15 protein-coding genes are annotated in these 17,169 nt (G+C 34.9%); 13 read left to right on the top strand and 2 right to left on the bottom strand.

Annotation, left to right across the window (positions count from 1 at the left end; translation table 11 throughout):
• Positions 1 to 63: 63 nt before the first annotated feature.
• The 5 genes from CD29_RS14130 (at position 64) to CD29_RS14110 (ending at position 4,635) form a co-directional block, all read left to right on the top strand.
• On the top strand, positions 64 to 1,221 hold the full coding sequence (locus CD29_RS14130) for an ABC transporter substrate-binding protein (protein WP_036188250.1): 1,158 nt from the start codon (positions 64 to 66) through the stop codon (positions 1,219 to 1,221).
• Positions 1,222 to 1,316: 95 nt separating this feature from the next.
• Positions 1,317 to 2,201 (top strand): branched-chain amino acid ABC transporter permease, encoded by an 885-nt coding sequence (locus CD29_RS14125; RefSeq protein WP_036188154.1) that lies wholly within the window; start codon positions 1,317 to 1,319, stop codon positions 2,199 to 2,201.
• A gap of 4 nt (positions 2,202 to 2,205) precedes the next feature.
• The gene (locus tag CD29_RS14120) at positions 2,206 to 3,156 is read left to right on the top strand and encodes a branched-chain amino acid ABC transporter permease (RefSeq protein WP_036188152.1); all 951 of its coding nucleotides are present in this window, start codon (positions 2,206 to 2,208) and stop codon (positions 3,154 to 3,156) included.
• Positions 3,156 to 3,929, top strand: coding sequence for an ABC transporter ATP-binding protein (locus tag CD29_RS14115; RefSeq protein ID WP_036188151.1), 774 nt, complete (start codon positions 3,156 to 3,158; stop codon positions 3,927 to 3,929). Before CD29_RS14120 ends, CD29_RS14115 begins: the two co-directional genes overlap by 1 nt.
• A complete protein-coding gene (locus tag CD29_RS14110; RefSeq protein ID WP_036188150.1) occupies positions 3,922 to 4,635 on the top strand; it encodes an ABC transporter ATP-binding protein in 714 nt (237 codons plus the stop codon). The genes CD29_RS14115 and CD29_RS14110 overlap by 8 nt, the downstream gene beginning before the upstream one ends.
• A gap of 76 nt (positions 4,636 to 4,711) precedes the next feature.
• Here CD29_RS14110 and CD29_RS14105 read toward each other — a convergent pair whose 3' ends face one another.
• Positions 4,712 to 5,797, bottom strand: a complete 1,086-nt coding sequence (locus CD29_RS14105) for a M24 family metallopeptidase (RefSeq protein ID WP_036188147.1) — start codon at positions 5,795 to 5,797, stop codon at positions 4,712 to 4,714.
• Between the two features lie 121 nt (positions 5,798 to 5,918).
• On the opposite strand from CD29_RS14105, the gene CD29_RS14100 reads away from it, so the two are divergent.
• Positions 5,919 to 6,602: a metal-dependent hydrolase gene (locus CD29_RS14100; protein WP_036188146.1), complete on the top strand. Its 684-nt coding sequence runs from the start codon at positions 5,919 to 5,921 to the stop codon at positions 6,600 to 6,602.
• A 161-nt stretch (positions 6,603 to 6,763) separates the two neighbouring features.
• The gene (locus CD29_RS14095; RefSeq protein ID WP_036188247.1) at positions 6,764 to 8,071 is read left to right on the top strand and encodes a DRTGG domain-containing protein; all 1,308 of its coding nucleotides are present in this window, start codon (positions 6,764 to 6,766) and stop codon (positions 8,069 to 8,071) included.
• A gap of 300 nt (positions 8,072 to 8,371) precedes the next feature.
• Here CD29_RS14095 and CD29_RS14090 read toward each other — a convergent pair whose 3' ends face one another.
• The gene (locus CD29_RS14090) at positions 8,372 to 8,680 is read right to left on the bottom strand and encodes a YtpI family protein (protein WP_036188145.1); all 309 of its coding nucleotides are present in this window, start codon (positions 8,678 to 8,680) and stop codon (positions 8,372 to 8,374) included.
• 166 nt (positions 8,681 to 8,846) lie between these two features.
• On the opposite strand from CD29_RS14090, the gene CD29_RS14085 reads away from it, so the two are divergent.
• From CD29_RS14085 to pfkA, 6 genes are all read left to right on the top strand, one after another.
• Positions 8,847 to 9,791, top strand: a complete 945-nt coding sequence (locus tag CD29_RS14085; protein WP_036188143.1) for a DHH family phosphoesterase — start codon at positions 8,847 to 8,849, stop codon at positions 9,789 to 9,791.
• Positions 9,792 to 9,810: 19 nt separating this feature from the next.
• Entirely contained in the window at positions 9,811 to 12,903 is a 3,093-nt protein-coding gene (gene dnaE / locus CD29_RS14080; protein ID WP_036188141.1) for a DNA polymerase III subunit alpha, read from the top strand.
• A gap of 184 nt (positions 12,904 to 13,087) precedes the next feature.
• Positions 13,088 to 13,753 carry a FadR/GntR family transcriptional regulator gene (locus tag CD29_RS14075; RefSeq protein ID WP_036188140.1) on the top strand — a complete coding sequence of 222 codons (666 nt, stop codon included), beginning with the start codon at positions 13,088 to 13,090 and terminating at the stop codon, positions 13,751 to 13,753.
• 14 nt (positions 13,754 to 13,767) lie between these two features.
• Complete coding sequence (accD, locus tag CD29_RS14070; protein ID WP_036188139.1) at positions 13,768 to 14,643, top strand: acetyl-CoA carboxylase, carboxyltransferase subunit beta; 876 nt, start codon at positions 13,768 to 13,770, stop codon at positions 14,641 to 14,643.
• Positions 14,636 to 15,592, top strand: a complete 957-nt coding sequence (gene accA / locus CD29_RS14065; RefSeq protein WP_036188136.1) for an acetyl-CoA carboxylase carboxyl transferase subunit alpha — start codon at positions 14,636 to 14,638, stop codon at positions 15,590 to 15,592. The genes accD and accA overlap by 8 nt, the downstream gene beginning before the upstream one ends.
• Before the next feature lie 349 nt (positions 15,593 to 15,941).
• Positions 15,942 to 16,901: a 6-phosphofructokinase gene (gene pfkA / locus CD29_RS14060; RefSeq protein ID WP_036188133.1), complete on the top strand. Its 960-nt coding sequence runs from the start codon at positions 15,942 to 15,944 to the stop codon at positions 16,899 to 16,901.
• Positions 16,902 to 17,169 lie beyond the last annotated feature (268 nt).

Genomic DNA, 17,169 nt, shown 5'->3' with positions numbered 1-17,169 from the left:
CTTAAATAGTTATATTGTTTTATATAAACGAAAAACAAAAACTACTTAAGGAGGGTATTGATGATGAGAGGATTAAATAAAAAGCTATTCTCAATTTTATCAATTATTATGCTATTGTTACTAGCTGCATGTGGTGGCGGTAATACAACAACAGATTCAAATTCAAATAAAAGTGAAGATGGGGTAATAAGCGCTAAATTCGGTGTTATTGCATATTTAACTGGAGCTGGAGCTGCTTATGGTGAAGCTATTACAAATGGTTTAAAGTTAGCACAAAAAGATATTAATGCACTTGGTGAAGTAAATATTGAATTAGTTATTGAAGATTCTGCAGGAAAAGCAGATCAAGCACTTAACGCAGCACAAAAAATTATGAGTGATGATTCAATTACTGCAATTATTGGACCGACATTAAGTACAGAATTTTTTGCTGTAGCACCAGAAGTTGATTTAAACGGTATTCCAATCATGGGTACTTCAACAACTGTTGATGGTATTCCTGAAATTGGTGATTATGTATTCAGAAACGCTGTTCCAGAATCATTAGCAATTCCTGCGGCTATTAAAAAAGCTGTTGAAAGAACAGGTGCGAAAAAAGTTGCTATGATTTATGGAAATGACGATGCCTTAACAAAAGGCGGCTTTGATGTAATGGAAAGAACAGCGAAAGAAATGGGACTTGAAATTACGACTATTGAAACATATCAAGAAGGTCAAAGTGATTATAATGCACAACTGACAAAAATTAAAAACACAAATCCAGATTTAATATTAGCATCTGCATTATATAACGAAGGTGCTGTTATTATGGACCAAGCTCGTAAAATGGGTATCAATATTCCGTTTGTAGGTGGAAATGGTTTTAACTCTCCACAAGCGATTGCAATTGCTGGTGATGCTGCAAATGGTCTAATTGTTGCGACTCCATATTTTGGTGATTCAACAGATCCAAAGATTACAAAATTCAATGAAGATTATGAAGCAGAATTCGGTAAAAAACCTGACCAATTTGCAGCACAAGCATATGATGCACTATTTATTTATGCAGATGCATTAAAGAGAGCAGGAAGTGCAGATAAAGAAGCGTTTAAAGAAGCTTTAGCTGCAACAAAAGATCTTGAAGGTATTTTAGGGAAATTCTCATTCGATGAAGTTGGAGATGTAATTATGGATGTTACTGTTCTTGAAATTAAAGACGGTAAATTTATTGAATTTGAATAATCTAAAACCAATTGGTTCTCGTAAGTTATTGCGAGAACCAATCTACATTAAAAGTGTTTGCTAGGGTAATCAAATTAATTAAAGGATGATTTAAATTGCTATTAGAACAAATAATTAACGGCATAACGTTAGGTAGTATTTATGCAATAATAGCACTCGGTTTTACCCTTGTATTTGGTGTGCTAGGAATTATTAATATGGCACATGGTGAAATCTTTATGGTTGGTGCTTTTGTAGGAGTAACAGCAACTGGAATACTTGGTTGGCCATTGTGGCTTGCGTTTATTGCAGCGATTGTCGTTACAAGTATTTTAGGCTACTTATTAGAACGTTTTACTTTAAGGCCATTACGAGGAAAAAAGGGTGTATCACATTTAGCACCATTAATTAGTACGATTGGTGTATCCATATTATTAGAAAATCTATCACATCATATTTTTGGTGCTGGTAATAAACCATTTAACACTTCATTTTCTCAAATAAGTATTACGATTGGATCGATTACGATTTATCTAGTTCAAATTGTAATTTTCATCATTTCCATTCTATTAATGATTGGTTTAACAATTTGGCTTTCTAAAACAAAAGCAGGTAAGGCATTAAGAGCAACTGCAGATAACTTAGAAACAGCTAGTATCCTAGGAGTAGATACAAAGAAAATTATTATATTAACTGTTGTCGTTGCATCAGCAATTGGTGGTATCGCAGGTATTTTAGTTGGAATGGCATTTAACTCTGTTAGTCCACAAATGGGATTATCAATGGGGTTAAAGGGTCTAGCAATTATCATTTTAGGTGGTATGGGTAATGTGAAGGGTGCTATGGTTGGTGGCCTAATATTAGGTTTATCTGAGACGATGCTAGTAGCTTATGGAGATTCAGGCTACCGAGATGCAATCGCATTTATCATGATTATTGTCATCCTATTATTACGTCCACAGGGTATCTTTGGTTCAAAGGTATCCCAAGAAAGAAGGTGATCACTTGTTAGGAGAAATTTTAAATACCTATTATTTACAAATAGGATCGTTTATTTTAATTAATATTATGTTGGCAATAAGTGTTTACGTTCCACTGTCATCTGGTCAATTATCTCTAGGAAGCGCTGGATTTATGGGAGTCGGAGCATATACATCTGCGTTACTAACAATTCATTTCGACCTTCCAATCGTTATTGGTATTATCGCAGGTGCATTAGCTGCAAGTGCTCTAGGTGTAATTGTTGGTATTCCTTCATTAAGACTTTCAGGTGTCTATTTGGCGATTGCTACTTTAGGTCTTGGGGAAGTAATTCGTGTTATCTTCGTTAACTGGGACTCTTTAACTAGAGGGTCAGTTGGTTTAACAGGTATTCCACAGTTAGGTAGGGAAATTCTAGAGTTTGCGCGGGGGGTAGGATTTGAACCAGCAATGATTGGTATTAAAAACAATCAGTTTGTGTTTCTATCTATTTTCTTAGTGCTATTAGTACTAGTGATCGTCATTTTATGGTTTGTTGTTCGTCAACAAAATTCACGAGTTGGACGAGCATTATCATCTATAAATCTTGATGAAAAAGCAGCAGAGTCAATGGGGATTAACATTACTTATTATAAAGTTATATCATTCACACAAGGTGCGTTCTTTGCTGGATTAGCTGGTGCATTATTTGCTCATGTTATTGGGTATATTTCTCCTGCTGATTTTTCATATCACCGTGCTGTTGAAGTGTTAATATTCACTGTATTTGGCGGTAGTGAAGTAATTATTGGATCTGTATTTGGTGCATTTTTCTTAACGTTAATGCCTGAAGTTTTGCGATTTGTTAGTGAATTCCGATATATTATTTACGGAATCCTATTAGTTGTTTTAATGGCAGTACGTCCACAAGGAATTCTTGATGCAAACTTACTTAAGAAAATTAAATTTAAACGTTCAAAAGGAGGGATACGTTAATGGTTATTGAAGTGAAGAATATTACGAAAAACTTTGGCGGTATCTCTGCTTTAAAGGATGTATCATTTTCGATTAATAAAGGTGAAATCTTTGGTTTAATTGGCCCAAATGGTGCTGGGAAAACAACGATGTTTAATATGATTACGAATATTTACGAACCAACTTCTGGTGAAATCATATTCCAGGGCGAAAATATTACGGGAATCAAACCGTATAAAATCACAGAAAAAGGGATTTGCCGTACGTATCAAAACATTCGATTATTTTCTCAAATGTCTACTTTACATAATGTAATGGTTGGAGGACATAGCCAATCACACTCTGGAGTTTTTAGTAGCGTATTTCGTACAAAAGCACAACGTAAAGAAGAACAATTACTAATTGAAAGATCCGAAGAATTGCTTGAATTAGTAGGTCTTCTAGAACATAAAGATACGATTGCAGAAAATCTTGCATATGGACAGCAACGAAGACTTGAAATTGCACGTGCATTAGCAAGTAATCCAAGTCTTCTATTATTAGACGAACCTGCAGCAGGTATGAATGAAAAAGAGACTGATAGTTTATATGATTTAATAAAAACGGTGCAATCAAGAGGTATCACAGTATTGATTATTGAACACGACATGCCACTCGTTATGAAATTATGTGATCGAATTACTGTACTAAACTTTGGTGAAAAACTAGCAGAGGGTACTCCAGAAGAAATTCAAAATAATGAAGCAGTTATTGAAGCCTATCTTGGAAAAGAGGAGGATGAAGTAGATGCTTAAACTTACGAACGTTGAAACATTTTATGGTCAGATTCAAGCTCTTAAAGGGATTGATTTAGAAGTACATGAAGGGAAAATCATTACTTTATTAGGTGCAAATGGTGCTGGAAAATCAACAACAATGAAGACAATCGCTGGTCTTTTAAAACCTAAAAATGGATCCATTGAATTTATGGGTGAAAATATAACAGGTTTACGTCCAGACCAATTGTTACGTAAAGGTATATCTTTAGTTCCTGAAGGTCGTGCGATTTTATCCTCGATGACAGTACTAGAAAATCTTGAAATGGGCGCTTATCAGCGAAAAGATAAAGAGGTAAAAGAAGATATTGAAGACGTAATGAAACGTTTCCCGATATTAAAAGAAAGACAAACACAAATGGCCGGAACTCTTTCTGGTGGTCAACAGCAGATGTTAGCTATAGCAAGAGCGCTACTATCGAAACCAAAATTAATTTTATTAGATGAACCTTCTATGGGATTAGCCCCATTGATTGTTGCTGATATCTTCAAAATTATTAAAGAAATTAAAGAGGCTGGTACAACAGTTCTTTTAGTTGAGCAAAATGCAAAACAAGCATTGAAAATTGCAGATTACGGTTATGTCATGGAAACAGGTAAAATTATTATTGAGGGTAGCGCAGATAGTTTATTAGAAGATCCTCGAGTAGTTGAGGCGTACTTAGGGAGAAAATCTACATCTTAATGTATCAAAAGTAGGTGACGAGAAATTAAGTTCTCGTCACCTTTTATTTTTAACCGTATAAACTTTTGGATGTACTTTATAAAATAATTAATTCTTTTGGATATTTTGTTAATACTTCAACACCATTTTCTGTGACCACGACATCATCTTCAATACGTACTCCAGCAATATTGTTATAAATACCTGGTTCAATTGTAAAAACCATACCTGATTTTAGCTGCATTTCATTTGTACCAGTTACGGAAGGATATTCATGTACTGAAATACCAAGTCCGTGGCCAAGTCGATGAGTGAAATCTTCACCGAAACCTCCATCAGTAATAATATCGCGTGCAATTTTATCGATATCCATTGCACGAACTCCTGGTTTCACTGCTTCAATTGCCTTTTCATTTGCACTTCTAACGAGTTGATAAATTTCTTTTTGAGCATCTGTTACACTTCCAAAAGCGACAGTTCTAGTAATATCTGAACAATAGCCCTCATATTCTACACCTAAGTCAAATAATATAAAATCGCCTTTTTGGATTTTACGACCCCCTGGTTTTCCATGAGGTGAAGCTGATTTTGGTCCAGACAATACCATTGTGTCAAAGGACATTTTACAACCTTTTTCTTTAATTGCATTTTCAATAACAGTTAAAATTTCCATTTCCGTTTTGCCTTCAGCAATTTCTTTACATCCAACTTCTATTGCATAATCTGCTAATTGAGCTGCATATCGCATTTTTTCAATCTCTGAGTCATCTTTTATAACGCGCATTTCATTGATTTTCTCATCTAATCGAACAAAATTTGCCTGTGGGAAGACTTGTTGTAAAGATTCTAATCTCTCAACAGTTAAATGGCTTTTTTCTATCGCTATGTTACTAACAGAAATATTGTTCAATTGAACTTTCTCTTTAATAAGTTCAAACGGTTGATCCGTATCAAGATGACCAATTACATCATAAGACCATCCTGAATTGATAGCGTCAGGAACTTCCATCTTTGGACAAACTAAAATAGATGTAGCTTCTTGAAAAATCATAACTCCAAGTAAGCGTTCATGTGGATTACTTTTGAATTGTGAAAAGTAAAATACATTGTCGGGCGTAGTAATAAAAGCGATGTCTAAATTGTTTTCTTTTAAATACGTTTGAATTTGATTTATTTTTGTCAAAGTGTAAGCCTCCAATAACGGAATGTTTAATTTGTAAAATCTAATATATTATAACAAAATAGAAGGGAAAATTGTTTTAAAAGAGAAATTAATGAGTAAGTAACTGTAAGGAGGATATTTAATGGAAATTTCATATCATGGTCATTCAGTTGTAAAAATTAAAACAAATGGTCAAGTAATACTTATTGACCCTTTTATTCGAGGGAATGGACTTACAGATTTAAAGGTTGAAGAAGAAAAGCCAAATGTAATTCTGTTAACACATGGACATAACGACCATGTTGGTGACACAGTTGAATTGGCTAAAGCAAATAATTCCCTTGTAGTTGCACCAAACGAATTGGCAAATTATTTAGCAAAAGAAGGGGTTACTGTTCACAATATGGGAATTGGGGGAGCCTATGAATTTCCTTTTGGAACAGTAAAATATACACTAGCATTTCATGGCTCAGTTTATGAGACAGAAAATGGGGAAATTATTAATGCAGGAAATCCAGGCGGTATCTTGTTTACTGCAGAAAATTTAACAATTTATCATGCTGGTGATACTGCATTGTTTGGAGATATGAAATTAATCGGAGATCGACACGCAATCGATGTAGCGTTTCTTCCAATTGGAGATAACTTCACGATGGGTCCAGAGGATGCTGCTTATGCAGTAACTTTGTTGAATCCAAAAATAGTTGTACCAATTCATTACAATACGTTCCCAGTGATTGAACAAGATCCACATCATTTTGCAAGATTAGTAAAAGACTCGAAAGTACAAGTGCTATCTCCTGGAAATGTAGTTGAAATAGAATAATGGGGTGAGAAAGTAACATTAAGGTATCAGAAACTTTGATGTTACTTTCTCTTTTTACTTTATTTTGGTACATTAGTAATATAGAATCCACTTTTATCAATACATACGCAAAATATGGTACACTTATAAATAGTGAACTAATTTGGAAATTAGGTGATTGCATGTCGACAAAACATGAGAAAATACTACAATATATTGAGTCGTTACCTGTAGGTGATAAGATTTCTGTTAGGCAAATTGCAAAGGATATGGGAGTCAGTGAGGGTACCGCATATCGTGCTATAAAAGAGGCTGAAAATAGAAGTTTAGTAAGTTCAATTGAACGTGTTGGAACAATTCGTATAGAAAAAAAGAAAAAAGAGAATATTGAGCGCTTAACATTTGCGGAAATTGTCAACATTGTCGATGGACAAGTACTAGGTGGAATGAACGGATTACATAAAACATTAACGAAATTTGTCATCGGAGCAATGCAACTCGAAGATATGATGCGATATACAGAAGCGGGAAGCTTATTAATAGTTGGTAACCGTTTTAAAGCCCACGAAAATGCATTAAAAGAAGGCGCAGCAGTATTAATAACAGGTGGTTTTGATACAACCGATGAAAATAAGCGTCTTGCTGATGAATTGGAACTTCCTATCATTTCTTCTAGCTATGATACTTTTACAGTTGCAACTTTAATTAATCGTGCAATTTATGACCAGTTGATTAAAAAGGATATTTTGCTTATTGAAGATATTTATGTACCTATTGAAGAAACGGCTATGTTACATAATCATCAAACAATAGCAGATTTCAAATTATTAAATGAGAAAACGACTCATGGTGCATTCCCTGTCATTGGAAACCATAAAAAACTTGTTGGTATGATAACAGTAAGAGATGTCATTGGAAGAGAACCAACAGAACCTATTGATAAAGTAATGACGAAGCATCCAATCTCTACATCTATGAAAACAAGTGTAGCATCTGCGGGACACCGAATGATTTGGGAAGGAATAGATTTGTTACCAATTGTTGATGAAGATGGTGAGCTACAAGGGGTAATTAGTCGACAAGACGTATTAAAAGCATTACAACACGCTCAACGTCAACCTCACCACGGAGAAACTATCGACGATCTTGTGAAAAAAGAGATAAAACTGATAAGTGAAGAAGATATAATGGTTGAATTTATAGTTACACCACAAATGACAAATCAATTTGGTTCAATTTCATATGGCGCTTTCACAACATTGCTTTCGGAAGTGGGTTCACTCGCTTTAAAAAGAAAAAAACGTGGAGATGCTGTAGCTGAAAATATGACAATTTATTTTATTAAACCGATTCAAATGGAAACTGTACTAACGATTGTACCGCATATTTTAGACATGAGTCGTAAGTTTGTAAAAATGGATTTTGATGTGTTTAATGAACATACTTTAGTTGGAAAAGCTATGATGATGTTCCAACTATTAGAGAGATAAGGAAAATAAAAAAGAGGCTGGGACAAAAGATAACTTTCAACCAAAAGTCAGTATTGCGTATAATAAAAATCTGCAAACACTATATTAGAAAGTCGTTCGTTGGAGAGGCATGCGAAGACTCCTGCAGGACGTAGAAGCAGTCATGAGACCCCGGAGAGCTTTAGCTCACGGAGGCTCATGGCTTCCCTGCGGAAAGCGAAGCATGCATCGGAAACGAACGTCACTATATCAAAAAAGTACAATCCAAATTGAATGATGGATTGTACCTTTCCACTTATGTCCCAGCCTGGTCCTTCAAGATTAACGATTTAATTCGAATTCTTCTTGAACATATTTACCTTCATGGCGCATACGTGGATAATTACTATAAACAAGCATTATTCCTACGATAACAAAAAGTGCGCAAATTATGTAACTTACCATTGATTGGTGAATAATTACAGCATTTACACCAAATGCAATGATAAAGATTCCTAATGCAATGCCCGCTTTTGCTTTATACCACTTTTTTCTAATAGGCAAAGTGGCTCTAAATTGCCTTGTTTTAAAGTAAAAATAAACCGCAAAAGCAATTACAATAATTGCGAGAAATAGATAGTTAAAATTCAATTTAGCGACCTCCTTAAAAACCAAAAATGCGACAACTCGATGTCTTTTTATGCAAATCTCTTTAATCCAGTATACGCCAAAAGACAAGCTGTCACTATTGTAACGATTTTTAAAGGAAATTGCTATGAACATTTCATAAAACTTTAATTCTCCGGGAGGAACTAGTGTGATACGAGAAATCATCGATACTATTGAAAAATATGAGACAATTATTATTCATCGTCATGTAAGACCTGATCCAGATGCATATGGGTCGCAAATTGGCCTTAAAACAATTATCTCTACAAATTACCCAGATAAAAAAGTTTATGCAGTGGGTGAACATGATGAATCACTTTCATTTTTAGCAAAACCAGACACAATCGATGATGAAGTATTTACAGGTGCCTTAGTCATTATCACTGACACCGCTAATACTGAGAGAATTGATGATGAACGTTATACACAAGGTGATTTTTTAATTAAAATTGATCATCATCCAAATGATGATCAATATGGTGATTTACTATGGGTAAATACGAATGCAAGTTCAGTTAGTGAAATGATTTATGAGCTATTTGAGCAAGGTCGTAATTATAAGAAATGGGAGTTATCTGATGAAGCAGCTCGCTTACTATTTGCTGGAATTGTAGGCGATACGGGACGTTTTTTATTTCCAAGTGCTACTGAAAGAACATTTGAAATTGCAGGTCATTTAATACGATACCAATTTGACCGTAATGAGTTATTTGATGGAATGTATGAAAAAGACCATAAACTATTAAAGCTACAAGGGTATTTATATCAAAATTATACGATTGATGAAAATGGTGCTGTATATATAAAGCTAACAAAAGAAATATTACAACAATTTGATGCGACACCATCGGATACTTCTTTACTTGTTGGCTCCTATGGCGACATCAAAGGAATTTGTGCATGGGTAATTTTTGTTGAAGAAGAAGATCAAATTCGAGTACGTTTACGCTCAAAGGGACCGATTATTAATGAATTAGCGAAAAAATATAACGGTGGTGGTCATCCATTAGCCTCAGGCGCAACCGTATACTCTTGGGAAGAAGCTGACAGAGTCGTAGCAGAATTAAAGGAAATCTGTCGAAAATTTAAATAATGTGAGGAGTGGAGTGAGTTTGACAAGTTATCCACAAATACGAACAAGTGCAGATATGTTAAACAGTACGATTCGTATTGATGAGCTCATCCCATTTTTACGCCAACAGAAGGCAAAAGCATGTGCAATCGTAAATACGAAATTGTACGGGCTTTTGCCTTTTTGGCAAGAAGTTAAAAAAGCCGACATACACCCGGTTGTTGGTTTAAAAGTTCAAATTCAATTCCAGGGTGACCAATTATATCCCGCTATTATCTATGCTCACACAAATTTAGGCTATAAAAATTTACTGAAGATTAGTAGTAGCATATCAATAAGAGAAGATGAAACATTACCATATCGATGGTTGCTTGGGTATTCTAAAGGATTAGTTATAGTCCTACCAATGCTTGAGCACAAAGAAATTTGGTTGCAGGATAATTCTGCTGAGTATATAAAACAATTGAGAGAAGCTTTTACTACACATCTATTTTTAGGGATATCTCGTGCAGGTGGCTATAAATCACCACATGAAGAAAAGGCAATTCAATTGAGTATGCATTTTGGTTGTAAAATCATAGCAATCCACGAATGTCTCTTTATGAAGAATGATGACCATTTTTCATATGAAGTAGCACAAGCTATTAAATCAGGTGTGAAGTTAAGTGAAAAAATCGAATCAAATCGCAAAGAGGACCAGTTTGTACCAACCGCAGAAGACTGGGAAAAATGGTTTTATGATCATCCTGATTGGCTTAGCATGAGCGAAAACCTATTACTAAGTTGTCAGGTTGATATTACGAATGAACATATCTATATGCCAAAATTTCCATTACCTGAGGGAGTATCGGCAGAAGATGTGTTGTATGAAATGTCTATAGAAGGTTTGAAAGAACGATTACAAACAAACGTACCTAATGAAAATTACTTGGATCGACTTAAGTTTGAGTTAAGTATTATTAATTCAATGGGCTATGCTGACTACTTTTTAATCGTATCTGATTTTATGAAATTTGCTCATTCATCGAAAATTTTAACAGGGCCTGGACGAGGTTCTTCAGCCAGCTCATTAGTAGCCTATGTTCTTCAAATAACACAAGTGGATCCTATTAAATATGGATTACTATTTGAACGATTTTTAAACCCAGAAAGAATATCATTACCTGATATTGATATAGATTTTATAGATACACGAAGACATGAAGTAATTGAGTATGTGGTAAAAAAGTACGGCGCCAAGCATGTTGCGCAAATCATTACTTTTGGCACGTTATCTGCAAAAGCAGTAGCTCGAGATGTAGCTAGAATGTTTAATTTTGAAAGTGAAACTCTTGAAATGATTTCAAGGCTAATCCCAAACAAACTAGGTATTACTCTAAAGGAAGCATACGCTCATTCTGAAAAGCTTAGAATTTGGATTGAGGGAGAATCTATTCGTAAAAGATGGTTTGAAGTTGCATTAAAATTAGAAGGTCTCCCAAGAAACGCTTCTACTCATGCTGCAGGTGTCATATTAAGTCCAGTTCCTTTAGTTGAATTGATACCTATAGAAAAAGGTCATGATGAAGTCTATTTAACTCAATGGCCGATGCAAGAGGTTGAAAAGCAAGGTCTATTAAAAATGGACTTTCTTGGTCTACGCAATCTAACAATTATCGAGCAAATTAGAAAATCAATATATTATTCAAAACATATAGAAATCGATTTACACCAAATCCCCTTGAATGACCAAAAGACCTATGAATTGCTGCAGCAAGGCGATACATCAGGAATCTTCCAGTTAGAATCAGAAGGTATGCAAAATGCATTAAGAGAAATTAAGCCTACACAACTTTTAGATATTGTGGCAGTTAACGCATTATATCGTCCTGGACCGATGGAGTTTATATCAACATATTCTCGCAGAAAGGCGAATAAGGAGCCTGTTATTATGCCTCATCAGGTACTTGAGCCGATTTTAAAAGAAACTTATGGGATTATAGTTTACCAAGAACAGATTATGCAAATTGCAAATGTAATGGCTGGATTCACTTTTGGTCAAGCGGATTTATTACGTAGAGCAGTAAGTAAAAAAAATCTAGATATATTGAATGAACAGAAGGAATCCTTTGTTGCAGGGTCAATCCGAAAAGGATTTTCTAAACAAGTTGCAGAGGAAGTATACGAGTTAATTGTAAGATTTGCAAATTATGGTTTTGCGAAAAGCCACGCAGTAGCCTATAGTATTATTTCATATCAAATGGCTTTTTTAAAAGCCAATTTTCCAGCTCAATTTTATGCAGCATTAATGACAAATTCTATAGGTAATCCCGATAAGCTTTTTCAATATATACTTGAAGCCAAAAATAAAGGGATTGAAATTGAAAGACCTTCAATACAAAAAAGCTATCGTCATTTTGCTGTAGAGAATGGGAAAATAAGATTTAGTCTTTCGGTAATTAGAGGTATCTCCCAAAACTTTTTTAAAAAGTTACTTGAGGTCAGGGCGAACCTTGGAAGACCCTTCGAAGACATCTTTGATATGGCTACAACATTAAGTGCATCATTTTTTACTCGTAAGGAAATAGAACCATTAATTAAAGCAGGAGCACTAGATGATTTTGGGAAGGATCGAGCAAGCTTATTAGCAACGATAGATGCAGCTATTAAACATGCGAAAATTGTACGACCTACAGAAGAAGATGATTTGTTTTCTTCTAACCCTACCATTTTTGGCAAACCAAAATATATAGAGGTAGATCCAATTCCTCAAAAATTACAACTTCAATTTGAAAAAGAAGTACTTGGATTTTATTTGTCATTGCATCCTGTAACAATCGAACGGAACAAACTAAAGGATTTAAATCAAAATACAAAAACTTTAAGAAATTTACGACCATCTACTTTTGTAAAATTGGTTGGTATGATCGACCTTGTGCGTCAAATTAGGACGAAAAAAGGCGAGCTTATGGCATTTGTCCAATTATCAGATGAATTTGGAAGTATATCGTTAACAATGTTTCCGAAAGAATATAACGAGGTAATCGGATGGATTAAAGAAGAATCGATTGTCTATGTAGAGGGTGTTTTAGAGTACCGAAATGACAAGCCTCAAGTGATTGTTAAATTACTCGTTAAAAGCAATTTAAATTAAGAATAACTAATTTTCTAGAAAAAACTGTACATTTTGTACAGTTTTTTCTTTACAAACAAAAAAGTATTCTGTATTCTTATAACTAAAAGTGGTCAGACCACTTTACGCTTTATTATTACATTTGTAATAAAAGCTAATCTTAAATCGTATATAAACTTGTACAATGGCCCTTAGTGAGGTGTTTATGGAAACTAAACAGGAGAACAAAAAAGTATTTTTAGAGATTGTAAAACAATTAAAAGAATTAATCGATAAAGAACATATTAAGCCTGGAGATAAATTGCCTTCTGAAAGAGTGCTATCAGAAAGACTTGCTGTTGGTAGGTCTTCTGTTAGAGAAGCATTAAGGAGTTTAGAATTACTTGGACTAATTGAAACAAGACAGGGTGGAGGAACTTTTCTCTCCTCAGGTCAAAATATTCAATTAGTAGAGATTTTATCTTCTTTTATTTTAAGGGTAAGTCCATCAGTAGATGAAGTACACACTACTAGAAGAATGCATGAAAAAGAAGCAATTAGGGTCATTTGTTCAGATAAAAATTTAACTGCCTTGCCTGTTTGGGAAAGTTTATTTTATAAAATTGAGGTTGAAAGTGAAGTAGTAAGAGACCATATTTTAAGAGAGTTAATTATTGCTTCTGGTAATCGTCTATCTTTAAAAATATGGATGCAACTTGCTGCCTATAGTGCAACACCGTTAAAAAAGATAACCACTAAGAAAGAAAAACCAATACTTCTAGTACTCTTAAAATCCATCCAATTAGGCTTTAAAAAAGAAGCGCTAGAAGCATACGAACAGTGGATGTTTACTATAAAAAATAATTTAATTAACGAGAATCAATCTAATTAATAAGGGGGATTATGATGGCGATAAGAAACTTTATATCGTTAAATCGTAAGAAATCGAAAGGCGGGGTAGTCATCGAACGCAAGAAAGAAAAGGAATTTCCCGCTGATTTAATGACAAAATGTCCTGAATGTAAAAAAATATATTTAACGAAAGAACTAGATAATAACTTTAAAGTTTGTCCAAATTGCGATCATCATTATAAATTAACTGCTTGGGAAAGAGTAGGTTGCTTTTTAGATCAAGGTACTTTCGAATCTTTAGATGATCATTTAAAAACTTCAAATCCATTGAATTTCCCAGCATATGTGGAAAAAGTTGAAGTTGATGTGAAAAAGACAGGTTTAAATGAAGCTGTCCTTACTGGCGTCGGTTTACTAGATGGTGAGCAAGTAGTTGTTGCTATTATGGACTCTCATTTCCGTATGGGTTCAATGGGTTCTGTAGTTGGAGAGAAAATTACAAGAGCAATCGAAAAAGCGACTGAGTTAAAAACACCATTTATCATATTCACTGCCAGTGGTGGAGCACGAATGCAAGAAGGGGTAATCTCCCTAATGCAAATGGCAAAAACAAGTGTTGCCTTAAAGCGTCATAGTGACCAAGGTTTACTATTTATTTCTATTATGACACATCCTACAACAGGCGGAGTTTCTGCTAGTTTTGCATCACTTGGTGATATTAATCTTGCAGAACCAAAAGCGTTAATCGGCTTCGCTGGACGTCGTGTAATTGAGCAAACCGTACGTGAGAAATTGCCAGATGATTTCCAAACTGCTGAGTTTTTACTTGCACATGGACAATTAGATGCAATTTTCCATCGTAAAGAGATGAAGGAAAAGGTTGCTACTATTGTAAAACTTCATCGTAAAGGAGGCGTTTCAAATGGCTAAAAATATGGCTTTTGAAGAACCCGTTATAAAACTACGTGAAAAAATTGACGAACTTAAAGACATTGCTAGTAAAGCAGATGTAGATATGCGTGAAGAAATTGAAACCCTCGAAACAAGACTTAAACAATTAGAAATTAAAGTGTATTCGAATATGGAGCCTTGGGATCGTGTTCAAGTTGCTAGACATCCTGAACGACCAACGACATTAGATTATATAAAAGAGATCTTTACTGACTTTATAGAATTTCATGGAGATCGCAATTTTGGTGATGACGAAGCAATTATTGGAGGCATAGCTTTCTTTGAGGATACACCAATTACAATCATTGGACATCAAAGAGGAAAAACAACAAAAGAAAATATCCGAAGAAACTTTGGTATGCCGCATCCTGAAGGCTATCGTAAAGCTTTAAGACTTATGAAACAAGCTGAAAAGTTTGGTAGACCTATTCTTTGCTTTATAGACACTAAGGGAGCTTATCCTGGTAAAGCTGCAGAACAAAGAGGGCAAAGTGAAGCTATTGCAAAGAATTTATTTGAAATGGCTGGTTTAAAAGTGCCTGTAATTAGTATAGTAATTGGTGAAGGTGGAAGTGGTGGAGCCCTTGCACTTGGAGTTGCAAATCGTATCTTCATGCTTGAAAACTCAACATATTCTGTTATTTCACCAGAGGGTGCAGCATCTATCCTATGGAAGGATGCTAGTTTAGCGAAACAAGCAGCTGAGGCAATGAAAATTACAGCACAAGATTTGAAACAAATGGGTATTATAGATGGAATTATTCCTGAAATTTCTGGTGGAGCACATAGAAATGTAATTGCACAAGCTTTAGCAATTAAAGAATGCTTACTAGACGAATTAACAAAACTAAGATTACTATCAACAAGTGAACTTATAGAAGATCGTTATAATAAATTCAGAGTCATTGGTGAATTTATTGAACAGTAATTTTACTCGGCAAAATCTGTAAAAAGATTTTGTCGTTTTTTTAGTGGAAAGAATGTGTTAGGTTTTCTATAATCATCAGTTGTAATAACGACTCATCTTTATTTGCTCAGGTTGAATTATTTTAATCTAAATCCTTCATATAAAACAGAATATAATTTTTTAAGTATGTGGAAACTTGGAAATGAATTATTTAATCAAACTTGCTTAAAAGAGCAGCATTTAAGAAAAAAATGCTTAAATTTTATATTTTTTTTGTAAAAGTAACAATTTTAACTTCTCAGAATCATTACATTATTTACATTTTATGATAATGTGTTTTATATGAGGAAAAATTAGGAGGTAGGGGCACTTGAGAAAAATTGCAGTCTTAACGAGTGGTGGAGATGCTCCTGGGATGAACGCAGCGATTCGGGCGGTCGTTCGTAAAGCAAAGTATCATGGTGTTGAAGTAATGGGAATCTACCGTGGCTTTGAAGGTTTTATAGAAGGGAATATGGAGTTATTAGAATTAGGTTCGGTTGGAGGAATCATCCAACGGGGTGGTACTAAATTATTTTCATCGCGCTGTCCAGAATTCAAAGAAGAAAAATATCAATTGCAAGGCATCGAAAAAATGAAACAAGCAAGTGTAGAGGGACTAGTTGTCATAGGTGGCGATGGTTCTTACCGTGGTGCCAATGCATTAACAAAGTTAGGCTTTCCTTGTGTTGGTATCCCTGGAACAATTGATAACGATATTCCAGGAACAGAATATACGATTGGATTTGACACAGCCTTAAACACTGTTGTTGAATCAATCGATAAAATTAGAGACACCGCCACATCGCACGAAAATTCATTTATTGTTGAAGTAATGGGTAGAGATGCTGGAGATTTGGCTTTATGGGCTGGTCTTGCAGCTGGTGCGGAGTCCGTTTTAATCCCAGAAGAACCGTTTAACCTTGATGAAATTATTGAGCGAATAAAACGCGGTGAAGCAAGGGGGAAAAAACATAGTATTATCATCGTTGCTGAAGGTGTCATGTCTGGATCTGAGCTTGCAAAAATTTTAAAAGAAAAGGCAGATATACACACTAGGGTGTCTGTATTAGGACATATTCAACGAGGTGGCTCGCCGTCTGCACGTGATCGCGTGTTAGCTGGTCGATTAGGGGCAAGAGCTGTGGAAATATTATTAAATGGCTCAAGTGGACGAGCTGTTGGTATAAAAAATCACCAAGTAATCGATTATGACCTTGATGAAGCATTTAAGCTGAAACATAAAGCTGAATTAAGTTTATATACATTATCTAAAGAATTATCAATATAAAGTGAAACTTCCATCAGTGGGGATTGCCTCATCCCCCACTGATGGTTAGTTGAGGCCCACAGGACGTGGGTCATGCAGACGTTGCCACAGAGACCAACATGATGTTGGTCATATCGCTGATGCTACAGAGGCCAACACGATGTTGGTCATATCACCGATGCCACAGGATGTGGCGTTTTCGGGGATAAGTAGCGTTTTTAGCGATAAGTAGCGCTTCTAGTCTGCAACCAATCGGGGTGTTAGCGTCCGTTAACTCCCATAAATTATT

The organism is Ureibacillus manganicus DSM 26584 (genome assembly GCF_000772945.1).
GTDB classification, from domain to species: Bacteria; Bacillota; Bacilli; order Bacillales_A; family Planococcaceae; genus Ureibacillus; species Ureibacillus manganicus.
The sequence above is the reverse complement of the archived record's forward strand: the minus strand, read 5'-3'. Positions and strand labels throughout refer to the sequence as shown.

What these genes read in the sequence shown, in the direction of transcription:
- accA (WP_036188136.1), top strand. Translation starts at nt 14,636, where the DNA reads ATGGCTAAAAATATGGCTTTTGAAGAACCCGTTATAAAACTACGTGAA.
- accD (WP_036188139.1), top strand. Translation starts at nt 13,768, where the DNA reads ATGGCGATAAGAAACTTTATATCGTTAAATCGTAAGAAATCGAAAGGC.
- CD29_RS14110 (WP_036188150.1), top strand. Translation starts at nt 3,922, where the DNA reads ATGCTTAAACTTACGAACGTTGAAACATTTTATGGTCAGATTCAAGCT.
- CD29_RS14130 (WP_036188250.1), top strand. Translation starts at nt 64, where the DNA reads ATGAGAGGATTAAATAAAAAGCTATTCTCAATTTTATCAATTATTATG.
- CD29_RS14095 (WP_036188247.1), top strand. Translation starts at nt 6,764, where the DNA reads ATGTCGACAAAACATGAGAAAATACTACAATATATTGAGTCGTTACCT.
- CD29_RS14075 (WP_036188140.1), top strand. Translation starts at nt 13,088, where the DNA reads ATGGAAACTAAACAGGAGAACAAAAAAGTATTTTTAGAGATTGTAAAA.
- CD29_RS14100 (WP_036188146.1), top strand. Translation starts at nt 5,919, where the DNA reads ATGGAAATTTCATATCATGGTCATTCAGTTGTAAAAATTAAAACAAAT.
- CD29_RS14115 (WP_036188151.1), top strand. Translation starts at nt 3,156, where the DNA reads ATGGTTATTGAAGTGAAGAATATTACGAAAAACTTTGGCGGTATCTCT.